Source organism: Symmachiella macrocystis (assembly GCF_007860075.1).
GTDB classification, from domain to species: domain Bacteria; phylum Planctomycetota; class Planctomycetia; order Planctomycetales; family Planctomycetaceae; genus Symmachiella; species Symmachiella macrocystis.
This window is the reverse complement of the sequence record NZ_SJPP01000001.1, coordinates 635,189-653,610: the sequence shown is the minus strand read 5'-3', so window position 1 is coordinate 653,610 and position 18,422 is coordinate 635,189. Positions and strand designations below refer to the sequence as shown.

Below are 18,422 nucleotides of genomic sequence, written 5' to 3'. Positions count from 1 at the left end.
CACCGCCGATTAACGAGATTGGCCTAGACGATCTGCGAATCGATCATCTGTAGCCTATTTCTTCAGTCAGTACTGGCCAAGACTTTTGGATTGTACTTTCTTTGCGGGTTCAACTTACGTCCGTCATTATTTTTGAACCGCGTGAGCCTATAGATTCTCTGGCATGGCTGGTTTCGAACTTGTTGAAATGACGGCCATCGACATCTTGAGCAAGATGGTCAGCACCATCAAACCGAGTGCCCAAATGCCTGCACTGATTTTCCATTCCGCGAGACTGGGAGTATATTCAACAATCTCATGAAGCGTGCTGGGAATAAAGCCGGGGACGATTAGCCCCATCCCCTTTTCGATCCATGCTCCGATGAAGGCAAGTACACAGGCAACAATCAATACTGTCGAGTATCGCATAACCAGCGGCGACAGAAACAATCCTGCGGACACGACGTTGAAGGCCATTGCCGTCCAAATCCACGGCACGAGCGCGTTGTGGCCATGCAGACCGAGAAAAAGATATCGTGCCGAAGCGGTATGTCCGCCTCCTGTGTAAAACTCAGTGAAGACTTCCGATACGACCATCAGCAGATTCACAACAACGGTGACTCGGATAATGTTGATGAGCAACCGTCTCGGTCCATCATCAATCTTCTCACCCGTCACGCGTTGGATGATGGCAAACAAGATTAGAATAAAAGCTGGGCCGGCAACAAATGCGCTCGCCAAAAATCGAGGTGCGAGCAATGCTGTGTTCCAGAATGGCCGTCCGCCTAGCCCGCAGTACAGAAATGCAGTGACAGTGTGAATTGAAATGGCCCAAAACACGGAAGCCCACACAAACGGGACATACCACCAATTGTTTGGCTGACGGTCAAGGAATCTCATGTAGAGTAAGTAGCCACAGATATGGAGATTCAATAACAGGTAGCCGTTCAGCACAATGACATCCCAAGTCAGCATTGACATTGGCCAATTAAAACGCCCGATTCCGGGAATCAGATGCCAGAATCGTTCAGGACGACCAAGGTCAGCCACAACAAATAAGAGGCACATCACGATGGCTGCGATGGCAAGCATCTCGCCAATAATCACGACATCGTGCATCTTCTTGTCGTGATATAAATACGCCGGGATGACCATCATAACGCCGCCTGCCGCGACTCCGACCATGAATGTGAAATTGGCGATATAGAGTCCCCAACTGACATGATCGGTCATGTTCGTAACGATCATGCCATTGGCAACCTGAACAGCCCATGCGTTGGCCCCGACAAGAGCGATCGCCGTCAGAACGAACATCCAGAGGTAGAACAGCAGTCCACCGTTTGTAGCTTGGCCCAGTCCCCACCAGAGAAACTTAGGGTAGCTACGAATCGGGTGAGCGGCGGCGCCGGACAATTTAGGAGCGATGGCGGAGGACATGTTTAAGAATCAAAAAAGTAAAAAAAACTAGGTTGAGTTCCGAGATCTTCTTTCAAAACAAACACCCGCTTGTTCTTGAGAACCCAATTGATATCTGAGTCCGGGTCGTTCAAATCACCGAACATTCGCGCACCTGTTGGACAAGCTTCAAGACATGCAGGCAATCGACCTTCGCGCGTTCGGTGCAGGCAGAAGTGGCATTTTTCCATCGTCCCCTGCGGTCGGATCCGGTTTGACAGATACCCTTGATCCGGGTTGACCTCATCAGAGGGTATCTCTGGCTCTTCCCAATTGAATCGTCGAGCATGATACGGGCAAGCAGCTTCGCAGTAACGGCAGCCGATACACCAGTTGTAATCGACCACAACGATGCCGTCATCCTCTTTCCAAGTTGCTTCAACGGGACAGACAGTCACACAAGGTGGGTTATCACATTGCTGGCACTGCACAGGCATGTAATACTTATCATCTTGTGGCACGGTATGGTCGTAAGTCGTGTTGCCTTCTTCCATGTCCATCGAACCTTTGGACATTTCTAGCACACGAATATAGGACTGATCGACGCCTCGATGGTGATTGTTTTCTTTGTTGCAAGCTTCCATGCATGCCCCATTGCCGTTGCACTTGCTGAGATTGATTGCGTAGCCATAGCGAACTCCGGGAATCGGCTTCGGGTCGGAAATCGTGACGCTCGCGCCGTGCAACTCTTTTGTTTCTGCCTCGAGTCGCTCAAAAACTTTTCTCTTATCCTCGTCCGTTAGTTCCTTGTAATGTTGTTGAAGAAACTCATCCGTCGAGACATTTTCAGGAATACTCCAGAGGGGCGAAATCGCTTTCCCAAATGCGGCCAAACCGAGCGCGGCGCCGGCAGCTTTTAATGCGGTACGACGCGTCGGTGGCTGGTTCAGTATCGGCAGAAGTGCCTCGTAGAAGTCCCCCGTTTGTTGCTCTGGGGAAGGTTGGTCGTCGACACTCAATGGTTTGTCCTCGGCTGATCGAGAAAGCGATCGCGCGGTTTGAAAGTGGGCCGCATCTTTGGAAACTGCGGCGCATGGGGATCGTGGCAATCGATGCAGTTGTTCTTGAATTGCGGTCCACGTGTCAAATCCCAGTGGCCCGACATCCCACCGTGGGCCCCATGCTGGTAGGCAGTCATCTGCGGTCCGTGACATTGGGCACAAAGCGTCATTACGTCAGTGAACTCAACTCGGCGACCGTCCGCCAATTTCAACGTGTCATAGTCTCGATCATTGTGACACGATAGGCAACTAACCGCGCCGTGCGAGAACGCCATCCCACCATGGAATTCATCCAGATCTTTGCCATTCCTATTTAGAGGGTTTGGCGGACGAGTGCTGTGGCAGGTGGAGCAGGCCGCCATGACTGGTTTTCCATGCAAATCGATCAAGCCAGTCTCAACACGAGGTGGTCCGACTGGTTTTCTGATTGAAACGGGAAACTTTGTTTTCGAGCGACTTGCATCATCAATGCGCGAAGCGGATTCGTGATCAGGTTCTGTGCCAAGCTCCGTGGCCGAATCGGCCCCAGCCTCTGCGTTACCAGTGTTGAGAAACGTCGCTGTGACCCCAAACCCTGCAATCACGATGCACAGAAGACCAAACACAAAGACAACTCGCCGCAACAAATGTTTACTTTGACCGGCAGTTTTAGTGCTAGATTGTTGTGGGGCAAGTCGCACTGTCGTGGACACTTTCGTGGAATCGGGTCTGAATTTCTTGTCTGAGTGAATGCCTCATCGACAAGTCGAATCGCTTCGTTCAGAAATTAACACAAAGGAGACAACTACTCAGGCCCAGCGATAACTCATTGATTTCGGGGAGTGTGTCGACAGCCGGCAACACATGAAGTGCTTTCAGTTCCTCTCTGTGGGCAATCACAATCAATAACCGCCTCCTGGACCACGCCGTGACACGATAAGCACCGTATAATCAAGTTGATTCAAGACCTTCAGCAGTTCTGCCGGAGACACAAGCGTCTCTTGGGATAGATCTGCTTGGTTGACGTATCGATTCGCCTGCAGCACCTAATAGGTTAAGGCTCTAAGTGCATTCTTGGCTGTTGACGAAAACAGAGTAACAAATGTAGACTTCTGTGTCTAGAATAGTGGTCTGCCCACCGAAAACTGCCTTCTCGTCCGAGATTGTAGACGACTCCCCGAAATGACGAAGGCCAATCATGATCGCCGGTATTGTCGCCTCGCTGGAAGAACACGATGGACAACTGCCACATATCATCGCAGGCATCGCCAAAATACCAAATGTGGAAATTGGCGATTTTACTGGTGACGCGCATCGGATTCCGATGACGATCGATTCACCGTGTCCGAATACACTCGAAGAAACAACGCGACTTATTCAAGATTGCCCTGGAGTGGCGTTTGTTGATATCGTTTTTGTCCATTTTGAAGACAAGCCAGAACGTGTCGCCACAGTCACATCGGAAAGAAACGAACTATGAACAGTGACAGGCCACAGACAAACGAATCTCTCCAGCGGCGGCAATTCATCAAAGTATCCGCGATGGCTGCAGCAACTGCCGTTGCCGGCGGCACGAATTACTCACTTCCCATCCTTGCAGAGGAACCGAAATCGGGAATTCAGTGGAACAAAGCCCCGTGCCGATTTTGTGGGACCGGCTGTCATGTCCAAGTTGGCGTCCAGGATAGCAAAGTCGTCGCCGTGGCCGGTGACAGGAACGCCGATGTCAACAAAGGTTTACTCTGCGTTAAAGGTTATCATGTCGGTTCTGCGCTCTATGGGAAAGATCGTCTGACCAAGCCACTGTTGCGAGTCGGCGATGACTATCAAGAGATTTCCTGGAACAAAGCGATCGAGACAATTGCTGATCGAATCGAAGCAGCTCCAGAACGGTTCGCATTCTATGGTTCCGGACAGTGGACTATTCCAGAAGGCTACGCCGCTCAGAAATTTATGAAAGGTGGACTGGCCAATAATCATATCGACCCCAATGCGCGTCTCTGTATGGCGTCAGCTGTCACCGGATTTCTAGCTACGTACGGGGTCGACGAACCGGCTGGTTGTTATGACGACCTCGACGTCTGCGATGTCCTAATCATGTGGGGAAACAATCCTGCGGAAATGCACCCTGTACTATTCTCTCGTGTCACGGATCGACGTAGCCGAGGCGAAAATGTCCAGCTAATTGATATAGGGACACGACGCACTCGCACAACCGATGCCTGTCAGCACTATCTGGAGATGAAAGGCCACGGCGACTTGGCCATTGCCAACGGCATTGCTCACCTTCTGATCAAGAATGGAACGTACGACCGCAAGTTCATTGACTCCTTCTGCAACTTCAAAGCGCCCGACGACGAGAACCCCAATCTGCACGGCAAAGCAATTTCGTTTGACGACTACAGGTCGTTTCTCGAGCCGTACACCCCTGAGCATGTCGAACAGCTATCAGGTGTCCCTGCTGAAAAAATTCGTATGTTGGGCGATCTGTTCGGGAATCCTGAACTCAAGATCACATCGCTGTGGTGCATGGGGATGAATCAGCATACCCGCGGAACCGCTATCAACTCGATGGTGCATGGCGTCCATCTCTTGAGCGGTCACTTCGGCACTCCGGGAAACGCACCCACCAGCCTTACCGGTCAACCATCAGCATGTGGAACCGTGCGAGAAGTCGGCACGCTGTCGCATGCCCTACCCGGAGGGAGAGTTGTTACCAATGAAGAGCATCGCAAACAGACGGAAGATTTATGGAACATCCCAGCAGGCCGCGTCCAGTCGACTCCCGGATATCATACCGTCAAAATGTGGGAGAGTTTTTGCACACCAACCGATCAAGGCGGCGATATCAGCACGATCTGGGTCCAGGTAACCAACCCCGGCCAAACGCTTCCAAACCTCAATAAATTGTTCAATCCCAAGGGGAATAACAAAACCAACCTCAAAGATAAATTTTTGATTGTTAGCGACGTCTATCCAACCGCGACGACACGGCTAGCGGACTTGATTCTGCCGTCCGCGATGTGGGTCGAGAAAAACGGTGTTGTCGGGAATTCCGAACGCCGCACCCAGCAATGGTTCAAAATGGTCGATCCCCCTGGGGATGCTCGCGATGACTGCTGGCAGACGATTGCCGTCGCTCATGAGTTATTTGATCGCGGCAACGAAGGCATGCAGGATCGCGATGATCGCTTCCTATTTGAAGTCAAAAATAACGACGATAAGCCAGTCCCCATCTGGGATTGGGAGCACTACTATGACGTGAACGTTGACAAACATCTATTCGACGAATACCGGCAGTTCAGTCGACTGAAACACAAGGATCTTGCACCATACGATGAGTATGTCAAAGCTCACGGTCTCCGCTGGCCTGTCGTTGAACAAAATGGTGAATGGCACGAGACACGCTGGCGATTTTCTGAAGGCTACGACCCCTATGTGAAATCGGGTGAAGAGATTCAGTTCTACCACTCCTCGACCCACGATGACCGCGCCCAGATATGGTTTCATCCCTGGATCGCCCCTGCGGAAGTTCCCGATAATGAATATCCGCTGATGCTATGCACAGGACGCGTTTTGGAACATTGGCATACGGGATCGATGACACGTCGCATTCCGGAACTGAGCAGCGCCATGCCGGGAGGATATCTGGAGATCAGTGCGGAAGACGCTGACGTTTATGGAATTCGCAATGGTGATAAAGTACAAGTCGAGTCGCGTCGCGGCTCGATAGTGATTCCTGCGTGGATTGATGGGCGCGGGCAACCGCCACGCGGGACAGTCTTTATTCCCTTCTTCGATGAAACGCTGCTGGTCAACGACCTGACACTCGATGCGATTGACCCGTTTTCAAAACAGCCGGATTACAAGAAGTCTGCCGTGCGGATCAAAAAGGTGTCATGATGAACGTTGATCCAAAGTCCAACACGGTCATGCTCATTGCTCTTGTGGTGATTTCCTTGGCTGTCGCCGGTTACTTCACCGGACTTCAATCTCCAATGAACGCACCAGAAACCCCACCACCATTACGCGTTAACGACGGTAGCATCGAATCACTTTCCACGGCCGAACCGGGAGTGATACCCGCAACGCATTACGCAGAAATGGCGCAAGCAACTTTCAAACGACGAAGCCAGACGTTACTCTCCGGCCTCAAGTCATCGGTTGATCCTGCGGAGAAGATCACAATTAAACCGGAAGACAAACTCGTTGCACTTCGGCAACGTGATGCGAATCGCGCATTTAATGGTGCACCACCGACGATTCCGCATTCGATAGACCAGATTTCAGACGCTTCCTGTGTGGCCTGTCATAGCGTCGGCGCAAAAACGCAATCGCTACGAATCCCATCCATGTCCCATCAGCTTTTAAGCAACTGCACGCAGTGCCATGTCGAAAGCAGTTCTCGACATGCAAACCCGATCCACTTTCGCGAGAATCGCTTTGATGGTGTAAAAGCTCCCCAACAAGGACCCCGCTCCTTCCCGGGTGCTCCGCCACAAATCCCGCACACAACCTGGATGCGTTCCAACTGCAAGAGTTGTCATGGCTACGTGGGATTGCAGGGAATTCGCACAACACATCCCTGGAGAAACAACTGCCTGCAGTGTCATGCTCCATCAGCAGATTCGGATCAAACATTTCTGGTCACGAAGCCACAATTCCTCCAAGGCCCGAATATCGAAGACAAAGGCCCACATGGCAAACGATAACAAGATGTCGCGCCGAGACTGGTTTCGGTTGCGACCTTACCGCGCGGATCCGGAAAAAATTGACGAGCGCGACGAACACTCAATGGGTGACCAATCGCACAACCTGCAGCCCGTTCCACAGCCGGTCAACCATGACGGCATGGACCTGTCCGAACTGCCTCCGATGCGCGAAGCTTTCTTGTCTGAAGAACAGGTGCGGCAGCTGTTCAATGACATCGAAGTCCTTGCTTCTGACATTCTACTTATGCAGCGCGCGCCAGGTTCACAGCGTGCTTCGGCTTCACGGGCAACGATCGCAGAACAACTTCGCAAGGCATTAGAATCGCTCCTTTCAGGAACGATTCCTCGCATACAAATCCGATATCACTGGCAGCAAATGAATTGGATCGACACTCTAGAGCGCGGAGAAGACAGCACCCGTCTCATTCGCATCGCCCATCTTCCAACTGTAAGTTGAGGACGTGCAAGAATTTCTTCCGCACTTTCGGATTTGGCGACACCACAACTTCGATCCGCACGTTTGAGCTGGACGCTGTGACTCCGCTCCCAAGGTCACACCGCCCCGCGTTTGAACATGGCAGTGATGGGTTAAGTGGAGCGGTCGGGACGCGGTTTGAACTTTTTCAAAGAGACCTGCAAAAATCATTTTGTCTCTTAGGGTACCGAAGCGTTGTCCAGGCACCTTTAGCTGAGTCCCAAAACAATGCTCTCTCTCGATCCAACTACACGTTATCGCCCGCGAAACCGGCGCCGGCCACATCCGAATTTTCGGCGAACTGCGACGCTAGGACATCAAGCGGATCTGTCGGCAAACGGTCCGCAACATTCTCAAGGAAGAGAGCATCGAACCGTCGCGCCAGCGTTTCCGTAGGACCCGGGATCAATTCATCGCGATGCATGCCGTGACGCTCTGGGCTTTTGAATTTTCTAATGCGAAGGTGCTGACCCGACGTGGCTTCTCAAATATTTCGTGCTCGTCTTTATCCACCTGGAAACGTGCGGAATCTATTGCATGTCCGCGACACGAAGTTCATCGCCGAATTCGACAGCGCCTTTATATCGGAATGCGTCAAACCACTCCGCCTACTCATTCAAAGTCCCAAATTGAATTCCAGACGTGAGCGGGTCATGCAAAGTTTAAATTTTGAATGCTTGCTCCACATCCAAATATTCGGTGAGAAGCACCTCAGCGATCTCGTCCGAGGGTAAGTCCGCTATTACAACGAAAACCGGGCGCACGATTCGAGAGACTCCCTGCCGCCCTCCTGCTCCGACGCGCCCTGTCGATAACAAGTTCTCGCATTGTGTTGAGATTGATCGTCTTTTGTGAATGTTCGCGGTCAGTTCTGGTCGGCGATTCTTGGGTGTTGTCCCTGTCAGGGTTCAACATATGTTCGCTCACTCTTCTTGAACCGCGCGGGTCAAGGCATTCTACGCGCCTCATTAGACGCCTGGAGTTGGCGGTCACGAAGCAATGCGGCACTGTTTCCGATGACAAACAATTCACCAATATTTTGTAAGACTGCTCCAGCGATCGGTGAAATCACTCCGGTGGAAGCGAGCGCCAGCATGACGACTGTCAGCCCCACACCGACGATCACATTGCGGTGAATTGTCCGTCGCGTGCGTCGGGCAAGGTCGATGGCATAAGTCAAACGATCGAGTCGCTCGGTCATCAACACAACGTCGGCGCTTCGCAAGGCGATTTCCGCACCAGAAGCTCCCATCGCCACGCCAATGTCACTGCCAGCCAAAGCGGGAGCATCATTGACACCGTCACCGACCACCATCACCTGATAGCCAGCCTGACGTTCGGCTTGGACGATTTCACGCTTGTGTCCCGGCAAAACTTCTGCAACGACATGATCCAGCCCAACATCGGCAGCGATTTTCTCGGCAACCGCTAGTCGGTCTCCCGTCAGCAGCGTCGTTCGCATGACCCCCATCTGCCGCAGGTCCTCAATGACCTGCTTGGCATCCTCACGGGCTTGGTCCGCAAGAAGAATGGCACCTAAGCACCGAGTTTGTGATTCATTGCGAGTGGCGACCCAAACGATCGGCCCCGCATGCTCGGGTTCATCAGGCAAATCGAATCCCGATTCACCAATCCACGCACGACGTCCCAGCAGGAGTTGTCCCTGCTCGGTATCAACAATGACCCCTCGACCGGGCATCTCTTGAGCCTTGATCTGGTTGGACATCGCGGGCACATCTTTGGCTTGAGCAAAAGTGATTATTGCTCTCGAAACGGGGTGCTGTGATACGTTTGCACACGTCGCGGCAGCCTCGAGCAATTCCGATTCAGTCGAGTCGTGGGTAGCGACCGAAAGCACTTTCAACTGACCGAGCGTGACCGTCCCGGTCTTGTCGAAGATCACCGCATCGACTTCCGTCAGAGTCTCAAGGAACTTTGCGTTCTTGATCAAAATTCCTTTCCGCGTCGCTGCTGCCAGGGCGGCGACCATGGCGGCTGGGCCTGCGAGGATAAAAGGACCGGGGCAGCCGACCACAAGGACGGCGATTGCACGAGAGACATCCCGGCTGAGGAAAAGACTAATTCCCGCAATCAGCAAAACGCCGAGCACAAAATATTTGGCATAATCCTCAATTAAGCGGAGAACCTCGGTCTTGGATTGTTCCGCTTCATGGAGAAGTTCAAGAATTTTTCCCAGGGTCGAGTTATCCCCCGCACTGCTGACTGTTACTTGTAAGAGACCGTTATGATTCACGGTTCCGGCGAACAGTTTCGCTCCAGGCCCCACGTCTTGCGGAGTGGATTCACCGGTTATGGTCGATTGGTCAATGGCCGAATAGCCCTCGGCGACCTCTCCGTCGGCAGGAATTGTTTCCCCAGGACGAATGACGATGAGATCGCCGGGCAACAAATCTTCTGTGTCGACTTCGTGCTCGACTCCCTGGCCATCAACACGACGGGCTTTTCTGGCCTGCAATGATTTCAAACCTTCGATGGCTGCCTGGGCACCAAGCACGCTCCGTTCTTCTAAAAAGAAAGCCACGCTGAGGATGATCGGAATGATTGCGGCGGTCACAAAGTCGCCAATTGCGAGTGCGGCAAGCGAAGCGATCGCGACCAGCTGAGCGCTGTAGGCGTCTGTCGAGCCGGTGAGCAAACCCTGGGCTGCCTCCCTAAGAATTGGCAGCAGCACGAGTATCGCGGCGGCGGCTTTTAAGCATTCAGAAATTGGCCTTTGTTCAATGGGAAACAGAGAATCGACGGCAGTTGCCGACGCGAGTAAGACGCCAGCTGCCATTGCGGTTCCGATGCGAAGACCGAGGCGAATTCGTTCGCCACGTGTCATCCCTGCATCAAGATCCTCTTGAATTCGTCGGGCAACCGGAGTGGAAACGGTGCTCATGGCTGAACCTCCAACGCGCCAGAGTCACCGCCGGTGGGCTGGGTTGGCTCGGTCTGTGTTCCGGGTGTTTTTTCGCCGCGACTGCCAGAAGTGAGCACGAGCCGGGTTCCGGAATCGACGAATTGGAACTGCCCGCCATCCCTCATCAGGCCTTCGATCGTCTCCAGGTGTAGCCGGTTCCAAACCAGTCCCGGATTACGAACATATTCCCCGTGCACTCGATTAAACAATTCGACTTCTTCCTCTGCTCGAGTCCGCTGGTCCGTCGCCCGGCGTGTGGCCTGTTGGATCAGCGAATTGCTTTCGGCTTCTGCTGCCGGAACGATGCGAGCCGCGTAGCCTTCCGCATCGCGTTTTTTCGTTTCAATCGCAATCCGTTCGCTTTGCACTGCTTGAAAAGCGTCGGCCACCTCGGCGGGCGGTTGAATCTCTCGAAACTCAACCGCCGTCAGTTCGACTCCCAGGTTCATGGAATCAATGAGCGCCTGCGCATCGACAAGCACGACGTGCGCCAGCTTTTCCGGTCCAAGCTCTGTCTGACGCTGCAACCGCAAGACATCATCAACCTTCCATTGAGCAATCAATTCGGCGGCGGCTCCGATGACAGCATCGCGGAGAATTCGCTCTGGCTCACGATTGGAAAACGTGTAGGCAATCGGATCGCTAATTCGATACTTCAGTGTGATGTCGGCTTCGACGATGTTTTGGTTTCCGGAAAGGGCGTACCCAGGTAAACCTTGTCCTGTCATCGCGCCTGGATTGTTCAGTTCGCTGCGGAGTGCGTTGATTACAATTTCACGCTCCTGTTTGACCGGCACCCGAATCACTTCGTCTATCGGATACGGCAAAGCGAGTAACAATCCCGACTGCTGTACTTGATCAACCGGTGATGATCCGGTCAGGCGGCCACATCGCAGCACCAGCCCCACTTCGCCCGGCCCGATAGTTGTGATTCCCGAACACCAGAACAGGGCGAAGAGTCCAAGTGCCAGCCAGCCGATCATTTTCGATCCGGCACGAACCCCCTCAGCCATCGAGAAACGGTCCTCACGCCGCGGTCGTAGGGGCACGTGCGGCGGAACGAAGCCATCATCGCTCGCATCATCGTCAGTCATTCTCGGAGGTCGCTCACTCATCGCCGGCTCCACGTCGAGGGCCGCGTGAGCTGTTCGAGTCGTCTAAATCGGAAACGCGACCGGTCTTGCGTGTGGTTTTCTTGGCCGCCGGTCGCTTCCGGCCGGTTGGTCTGGGCGTCTCGGGAGGATCGGTCAGTAAGTCAAAGAAGCCCTGGTTCGTGCGGAGCACAACGGTCGCGTCTTGGCTGAGTGTTTTCTTGAGCGCCTCAAGCGAGCGCCAGTAGCGGTAAAACTCCGGATCGGTGCGATGCGCTTTGGCATAAATTTCGGCGGCCGCGCGTTCGGCTTCGCCGCGTATTTGACCGGCAATCAGCCGACCTTCGCGCAGAGTCTCTTCACTCTTGACTGCCGCGTCGTCGCGGATCCGTCGTGATTCTTTGTCACCCACGGCGCGGAGTTGCTTGGCCTCGGCGACACGCTCAGCTCGCATCTGTGCCAACACAGCGGCGACGTTGGCTTGCTCGTATGCAATCCGCTTGAATCCAACCTGTTCGATGTCGATGCCGAATTTCTCCGCAGCAATACCCTGCACTTCCCCGACAATCGCAGATTCAATCTCGGGAGTTTGAATCTGCTCCGGGGCGGTCGAGACAAGTGCCGAAAGATCATAGCGACCCATGAGCGTATTCTTGGCCGCTGTAACCATCCCGTCCAGCTTGGCGGATGCCGCTGTTTCATCGCCGACCGACTGCAGAAACAACTGAGGATCAGCGATACGCCAGACCACATACGTCAGCAACACGACATTGCGCCGGTCACGAGTCAGCGTGGCTGTATAGGGCGTGTTGAAGACTCGCTTTCGCATGTCGAATTTCCGCGTGTCTTCGATCGGCCAGGGAAGTTTGAAGTAGGGGCCAGGCTCCGTGATGGACCGCACAGGCTCGCCGAAACGCGTCACCACGACAGCAGTCCCTTCCCGCACCTGCAAATAACAGGCATAGCCGATTAGAATCGTCACCAAAATCAGTGCAAATCCTAAATTGAAAAGGACGGCTAACATGCGACTTGGAGGCTTGCTGCTCGCATCGGAATGTTGTTTGTCGTTCACTGATTCTATTTCTGTTCAGGGAGTCGGTGGTTTTGTGGATTCGATCAATACGGGGTTGATCGAACGGGAACGCTCATCAAGAATGACATCGGGAAGTTCCGAGTCCACAATAAACAAGCGTCGCCCAAACAGCACTTGCTCAATTGCTTCAAACCAGATTCGGAGTCGATACGTGTCAGGTGTTGCGGTGAACGCTTCGCCAACTGCGATAAATTCTGCGGACTCCTGTCCGGCAAGCGAGACCCGTTTGGCCGCTTCGATTTTGGCAGCGGCGAGACGTCCATTGCTTTCCTGTTCCGCTTCGAGGATCTGCTTGGCCGCTTCGCCCTTGGCCTCGGTAATGGCGCGGTTGCTGTCCAGCCCCGCATTGATGACGTCCAGGTAGCTGCTCGCGACTTCGACCGGTGGATGGAGATTGATTAAAGCGACATCGATCACGTCCAAGCCCAATCGCTCAGTTACCGAGTATTCGCTCAGTTTCTCACGGACCTCCTCGGCAAATTGATCCCTCCCACGAGACAGCAAATCTGCCAGTGTCGCAACGCGCGTTTGTTCCATGAGGACGCGATACGCCAGCGACTCCAATGCCACTTCAGGGTTTGCCGAGTAGAGGGCATAATCAAGAAATCCCTTGGTATTCTCGGCAATCTTGAAATACACAATCGCGTTCACTGCAACCAACTCAGTTTCTGATCCCAGCACGAGCGAAAACTCTTGCGCATGAGGTTGGGTCCACAGTAGCGTCCGTCCCGAATCTTCCGAGACGACGGCCTCGGCTTCTTTTTCTTCGAATCCAATCTGCATCGTCTGCACAATGCCCGCCGGGTATCTGCGTATGACTCCAAACGGCCACGGCAGCTTGGTGTGCAGGCCCGGTTGCAGTCGTACCGGCTGTGGTCTGCCGAAGCGTTCTTCCAGTCCGGCCTGTTGGGGTTCGATGACGACAAAACAGGTCGAAAGCCAAACGACCAACAGGCAGCCCGCCGCAATCGGGAACACCGACCGCCGAAAAAACCGGATTGTCCAAGACGAACGCAGGCTCAGTCCGAAACGCGCTTCGGCAATATCGAACAGTTTCCCCACCGGGTTGGTACTCGAAAGAAATATCTCGAGCAGAATTGAATTAACCGGGGAGGTAAACGTCTCATGCGCTTTGATCGGTCGAAACCAACCGGCGAACACGTAGATCAATTGCTCACTTGCGACGGCGATCACCCATAGACTCAATCCCCACGCAAACCAGCCTTCGATTGGTGGATAGACGGTGGCCGCCATCAGGGTTCCGCCGGTCAGCAACGCGGCGAGACGTGACTCAGAAAGTGCCGCTCGAACCGCCAAAAGTTCCGGCAGCCTCGGCGAGCCTTGCTGTGTTGTCGGATGGACATGCAGTTTTAAGGCGCGCGCGAAAACCGTCCATAAGCTCGCTGCCAGCACGGCAATGATCGCACCACCAATGACCTGCTGTTGCGACCGAGGCAGGGAAACTTCTACGAGTTGTCCGATCATCGAGAGTCCGGCCAACACGAGAATCGCCACCAGAGGCGCGGCGACGTACAGGTAATGTATCGCTGCGGCTTCGCGATTCAATGCCACGGCATCTTCGTCGCGGGAGGCGCCTAATCTGCGGCGAATTTTCGCGGCGTCCATCGCTGCCCAAACGGCCACACCACACAGGCACAGTTGGAGAGCAGCGGCACGAAACAGACTTGACTCGATCTTCAATGCGTAGAAGAAAGAAGCTCCGGCCGCAAACAACACGCACCAAAATACTTTTTGCAGCATGGAGACGTCTGAAGGTTCGCTCGATTCGGTATCCAATTCCCGATGCGGGACCTGATTCAACCGAGGTTCCGGTTCGCCCGGAAGCTGATTGGTCATGGCAATGTCCCCTTAAAGCTGTCTTCTGTTTCGGTAAGCAGTCGCGAAAGATCGGGAAACTTCTTTCGCGCCGAAACCATATCGCCATCCCTTAGAAAGACTCCCATGTTGTGCAGTGCCATTCGTAAATCGCGAGTCGCCTGCCTTTGCGACCGGGTTGGAAAAGACAAGTATACAGCTGAACTGATCGGCAATTTCGCTGCCATGGAATCCCAGGCATTGATTAGCTCTATCGCCAAGCTGGCCTTCCTACCACGAATCGCAAGATTTGCATCCATCTCAATCGCCTGCATCTCTTTCAAGCATTCGCTCGGACTGGGAAGGAAGATATAAGTTGCAAAACAGAAGAAAACTGCCATGCCGCAAACTGCCATGGCTCCGAGTTGAGACGCAGGAACGGCTTTCGACATTCGCCCGGCGCCCGCTCGGATTACCGCCTCAGGGTCGTCATCACGGTAGCCGACCTTTGCCATTCGAATGAACACTCCAGCCGGGGTGAGTAACAAAAGCGATACAGTCCCTAACAGAATCAATGGATCATTGAACGTAATGGATTCCGTGATCGCCCCTCCGAGTTGTGCGAATGTCAATTTCGTAGGCCTCGTCAGACCATCCAGAGCGTCTGTCTCATCGACGCTTCCATTTGGTGTGTGAATAAGGACACTTGATGTGTACGCAGCTGCATACACGACCAGAAATATAGCCACTGCCAAGGCCATCATGCGTCGCAAGCCATACCACCGGTTTAACAAGAGAACCATCCCGGCACTGACGCTCACTCCAAAGACATAGATGACCAATCCCGTTGGAATGGATTGGTTGATCCTGTCAATGGCCGAAAACTGTATGATCCCGCGCGCCGGTCCCACATATTGAGGAAGCGTTAACAGAGAAGCGATGAAAGGGCCCCCGCGGTTAGCTGGATCGCAGACATCACGGAAGGTTCCATTAGGAATCAGAGAGGCCACCAATCCCGAAACCACGATGACAATCATCAAGTCCAGTGCGGTCCAACTCGTCACGATCCGCCCCGCCGCAATCAATAGGTTTCGTAATCGAGTCGCGCCAGTCAGGCCTGCGGGCAAGTCCGCGGCGGCGATTCGGCTGCTGATGGCGAAACGAGAACTGACGTCGCCCAGGGTGATCGCCAGAATACCGGATGAGACAGCGATCAATACAACCTGTGCCGCGCTCAGCACAGCCAGTCCATATAACACAGAGATCGGGTTAAGCAGAGGAGCGACGAGTGCGATAATGATCAGCTTGCTGTTCGGAAGCCCCAACCGACGCAATTCCCGTAAGACAGGCAGGACTCCGATCGAGCAGACAGGCAGGGTCATGGCAACCAACACCGTCCGCAGCACACCCTGATAGCCCTCGCCACGAAAAATGACCTTCATGCGCTCCGGTGTCGCCAGCGTCCGCAACCAGGCCGCTACTACGACACCCCCGAGAATGGTTGGCGACGCTTCAAGAATCGTTCGGGCAGCAGTGACGAGAAACGTCACAATCAAGGCTTCGAAAGTCGGAAATTGGACCAACATGCAGTTTTTGGCAGAGCAAGCTGCGCGCCAGGGTGGTTTCTTGCAGACATCTCAGTCTTCCCATTCTACCACATATGCATACGAATTGCTATTCCATGTCTAATACAAATAAATAGAGAGTGCATTTTCTGTTTTTCGATTGGCGCGATATTTGTAATAGGAGAGACTGGGAATTTATCCGGGGTTCTTTCACTTGAGAGAAACAGGCGAGGTGCCGTCATGGACGACCAGAAGACAACGGGACGTTTCCGTGTTCGTAGGAACGATGGCCAAGAGCCAACAAGACAAAATGGCGGCACGTTCGTCGATCAGTCGCGCGCCGACTCGCCACCCGAGAACAACACCACAGTACTCGAAGAATCATCCGCCGCGAACGCCGTGAGCCTATTGCCTGAAATCCGTCCGAATCGAAATCATTTTCGTCGCCAATTACGCTCACTGCCGACAACAGTTCTTCCACCTGTTTGTCTCGCGAACCTCTTTTGGTGTTCGACTACCGTTCCTCATTAGTTTTTGGACCGCGCGCCCCTCAAAGTCCGTGCCCAACCCATTGCTGTTGCCGTTGCCGAACTGCCAAGCGGTTGGCCAACAGCAGTACGACATAACCGACGGCTATGGCAGCCCATCCGCTTGCGAGCATCCTATCGCTGGGCCACCAATTGGACGGATGCTGGGTGGTCCATCTCCACAAGCAAAGTTGGAGAACAAACGCCGCTAGTAACAAGGGGCTTAGTTGTGGCAGTGGCCAATGTTGCCATCGAGCGAACAAAGTGGCACCGAACATTAACAACAGCGTACAGAGAGTGACCGCGACGACTGCCTGCCAGCCGAGTGAAATTCCAACAACAGACAGGCAACCTGCGAATTGGGCTCGCGAAGAAGAGTATTCATCCTCCTCCGCGGTCGAATAAATTCCCCATGCCGTCAGCCAGCCCAAAGCCATTCCAACGAGACAGCCCGTCAAGCAAGTGACGCCCGCCTGTAGCGACGCGTTTTGGAACAAACTCGAGGCGAAGGAGAGACTAAGAGTCGGCAACAAGTGCTGCCAGATCATCGGCGGAAGAATCAGTGCAGATGCAATACAGCATTTAACGCGTGTCGATAGTCGCTGACGGTCGATGTCGATGAGTGCGTACACCAACAGAATGCAGAAAGCGAAACAATGATACAGATACAACCCAATCAAATCCCATTTCGGATAGAAAATGATCCACAAGGGGCCATGATAGATGTTTGGATGTCGAACGGGGATATTCGCACCCCCCGAAATGAGCTCGACAAAGTACATCACCAGGAAGAACGCGGCGGAAATTGACTCGACGATTGGGTACCGCATTGAAATCAACGATTGACATGCGCGGCAGCGTCCGCCTAGGCGAAGCCAGCCGATGATCGGTACATTGTCGCGACTTTCGATCTTAACCCCACATTTCGGGCAATGAGAACTTTTGAATACAACCGACTCCCTGCGCGGCAACCGATATGCGACGACATTGAGGAAGCTCCCAATCGTCGCGCCGAAAACACAAAAAACCAGCGCGCAGAAAACTTCGAAACCGCGAAACCGCACTTGTTGTCCGAGCGTCATGTCTTCGAGAATGCGACCGGATTTCGGGGGATAAATTTGATCGATAATCCAGTCTCCGACCGGCATCGCGACGACATAGAGAACAATCCCAGCCCCGAGCCCCCAAACCGCCAGTCGCAGCCAGTTCTGCCTTCTCAGGCGACTCGCCACATGAATCCAAGACAATGATTGCGCGCTTTCGACCACGTCGATGGCAAAGATCAATGCAAGCATCACAAGCAAGGCGATTGGCGCGAAAACGATCGGTTCGGCAAGCGGTTCGACCACGTGGACATCTCGCACAGCTAAAACGGCAAATGCACTTGCTGCAGTGATTAGCGGAGCAAACCACTGGCCGGAAAATAGGCCAGCAGCGCGGCAGATGATCCACACGCTGACCAATGGTGCGATCGTGCCCACCGGGGATTGCCAGTCCCACGTGGCCCAAACGGCCGCTACAAAGCTCGCAGAGACCATCAATACCATTGCCAGGTATTGGCCCAGCAGGTAGCGATGCAAGAGACATCGATGCCTATCGAGGCACGAGGTTGTGCGATAGTTTTCGTTGATCGTCACTGTCTTGTCTCCGCGATGTCGCCGCTGTGCCAGAATCTACGGTAGAAAGCCGTCCGCCGAGTGCGTCGAGATTGATACGGAATGAATCCATGTCGGCTTTGTCTCCAAGATTTCCTTTACGCATAAACTGCTTAGATAAGTATGTTCGGAGTACATATGCAAATATAGCT

General features: G+C 53.6%; 12 protein-coding genes and 1 pseudogene. 4 read left to right on the top strand and 9 right to left on the bottom strand.

Translation table 11 applies throughout. From position 1 onward, the window contains the following. Positions 1-147: 147 nt before the first annotated feature. A complete protein-coding gene (gene dsrP / locus CA54_RS02555; RefSeq protein ID WP_146369297.1) occupies positions 148-1,416 on the bottom strand; it encodes a sulfate reduction electron transfer complex DsrMKJOP subunit DsrP in 1,269 nt (422 codons plus the stop codon). A 2-nt stretch (positions 1,417-1,418) separates the two neighbouring features. After that, positions 1,419-2,333: a 4Fe-4S dicluster domain-containing protein gene (locus CA54_RS02550; protein WP_146372253.1), complete on the bottom strand. Its 915-nt coding sequence runs from the start codon at positions 2,331-2,333 to the stop codon at positions 1,419-1,421. 1,279 nt (positions 2,334-3,612) lie between these two features. On the opposite strand from CA54_RS02550, the gene CA54_RS02535 reads away from it, so the two are divergent. From CA54_RS02535 to CA54_RS02520, 4 genes and pseudogenes are all read left to right on the top strand, one after another. Further along, positions 3,613-3,894 (top strand): chaperone NapD, encoded by a 282-nt coding sequence (locus CA54_RS02535; protein WP_146369295.1) that lies wholly within the window; start codon positions 3,613-3,615, stop codon positions 3,892-3,894. A 62-nt stretch (positions 3,895-3,956) separates the two neighbouring features. Beyond that, positions 3,957-6,317 carry a molybdopterin-dependent oxidoreductase gene (locus tag CA54_RS02530; RefSeq protein WP_146369294.1) on the top strand — a complete coding sequence of 787 codons (2,361 nt, stop codon included), beginning with the start codon at positions 3,957-3,959 and terminating at the stop codon, positions 6,315-6,317. After that, positions 6,314-6,763: pseudogene (locus CA54_RS30140) on the top strand (nitrate reductase cytochrome c-type subunit); the annotation flags it as partial. The gene CA54_RS02530 and the pseudogene CA54_RS30140, both read left to right, overlap by 4 nt. Before the next feature lie 196 nt (positions 6,764-6,959). Continuing rightward, positions 6,960-7,583, top strand: a complete 624-nt coding sequence (locus CA54_RS02520; RefSeq protein ID WP_231962940.1) for a hypothetical protein — start codon at positions 6,960-6,962, stop codon at positions 7,581-7,583. A gap of 265 nt (positions 7,584-7,848) precedes the next feature. Here CA54_RS02520 and CA54_RS29095 read toward each other — a convergent pair whose 3' ends face one another. From CA54_RS29095 to CA54_RS02490, 7 genes are all read right to left on the bottom strand, one after another. Beyond that, positions 7,849-8,025 carry a hypothetical protein gene (locus CA54_RS29095; RefSeq protein ID WP_197532149.1) on the bottom strand — a complete coding sequence of 59 codons (177 nt, stop codon included), beginning with the start codon at positions 8,023-8,025 and terminating at the stop codon, positions 7,849-7,851. Between the two features lie 522 nt (positions 8,026-8,547). Next, complete coding sequence (locus CA54_RS02515; RefSeq protein ID WP_146369291.1) at positions 8,548-10,503, bottom strand: heavy metal translocating P-type ATPase; 1,956 nt, start codon at positions 10,501-10,503, stop codon at positions 8,548-8,550. Then, the gene (gene hflK, locus CA54_RS02510) at positions 10,500-11,639 is read right to left on the bottom strand and encodes a protease modulator HflK (protein ID WP_146369290.1); all 1,140 of its coding nucleotides are present in this window, start codon (positions 11,637-11,639) and stop codon (positions 10,500-10,502) included. Before hflK (CA54_RS02510) ends, CA54_RS02515 begins: the two co-directional genes overlap by 4 nt. Continuing rightward, positions 11,632-12,687 carry a protease modulator HflC gene (hflC, locus tag CA54_RS02505; RefSeq protein ID WP_146369289.1) on the bottom strand — a complete coding sequence of 352 codons (1,056 nt, stop codon included), beginning with the start codon at positions 12,685-12,687 and terminating at the stop codon, positions 11,632-11,634. Before hflC ends, hflK (CA54_RS02510) begins: the two co-directional genes overlap by 8 nt. A gap of 15 nt (positions 12,688-12,702) precedes the next feature. Beyond that, the gene (hflK, locus tag CA54_RS02500; protein WP_146369288.1) at positions 12,703-14,565 is read right to left on the bottom strand and encodes a protease modulator HflK; all 1,863 of its coding nucleotides are present in this window, start codon (positions 14,563-14,565) and stop codon (positions 12,703-12,705) included. Beyond that, complete coding sequence (locus CA54_RS02495; protein WP_197532148.1) at positions 14,562-16,073, bottom strand: permease; 1,512 nt, start codon at positions 16,071-16,073, stop codon at positions 14,562-14,564. Before CA54_RS02495 ends, hflK (CA54_RS02500) begins: the two co-directional genes overlap by 4 nt. Before the next feature lie 565 nt (positions 16,074-16,638). Further along, complete coding sequence (locus CA54_RS02490; protein WP_197532147.1) at positions 16,639-18,195, bottom strand: A24 family peptidase; 1,557 nt, start codon at positions 18,193-18,195, stop codon at positions 16,639-16,641. Between the last annotated feature and the right edge of the window lie 227 nt (positions 18,196-18,422).

Excerpts from the sequence above, each read along its gene's own strand:
- CA54_RS02520 (WP_231962940.1), top strand. The coding sequence starts at position 6,960 with ATGGCTACGTGGGATTGCAGGGAATTCGCACAACACATCCCTGGAGAA.
- CA54_RS29095 (WP_197532149.1), bottom strand. The coding sequence starts at position 8,025 with ATGCATCGCGATGAATTGATCCCGGGTCCTACGGAAACGCTGGCGCGA.
- CA54_RS02515 (WP_146369291.1), bottom strand. The coding sequence starts at position 10,503 with ATGAGCACCGTTTCCACTCCGGTTGCCCGACGAATTCAAGAGGATCTT.
- CA54_RS02535 (WP_146369295.1), top strand. The coding sequence starts at position 3,613 with ATGATCGCCGGTATTGTCGCCTCGCTGGAAGAACACGATGGACAACTG.
- hflK (WP_146369288.1), bottom strand. The coding sequence starts at position 14,565 with ATGACCAATCAGCTTCCGGGCGAACCGGAACCTCGGTTGAATCAGGTC.
- CA54_RS02530 (WP_146369294.1), top strand. The coding sequence starts at position 3,957 with ATGGCTGCAGCAACTGCCGTTGCCGGCGGCACGAATTACTCACTTCCC.
- dsrP (WP_146369297.1), bottom strand. The coding sequence starts at position 1,416 with ATGTCCTCCGCCATCGCTCCTAAATTGTCCGGCGCCGCCGCTCACCCG.
- hflK (WP_146369290.1), bottom strand. The coding sequence starts at position 11,639 with ATGAGTGAGCGACCTCCGAGAATGACTGACGATGATGCGAGCGATGAT.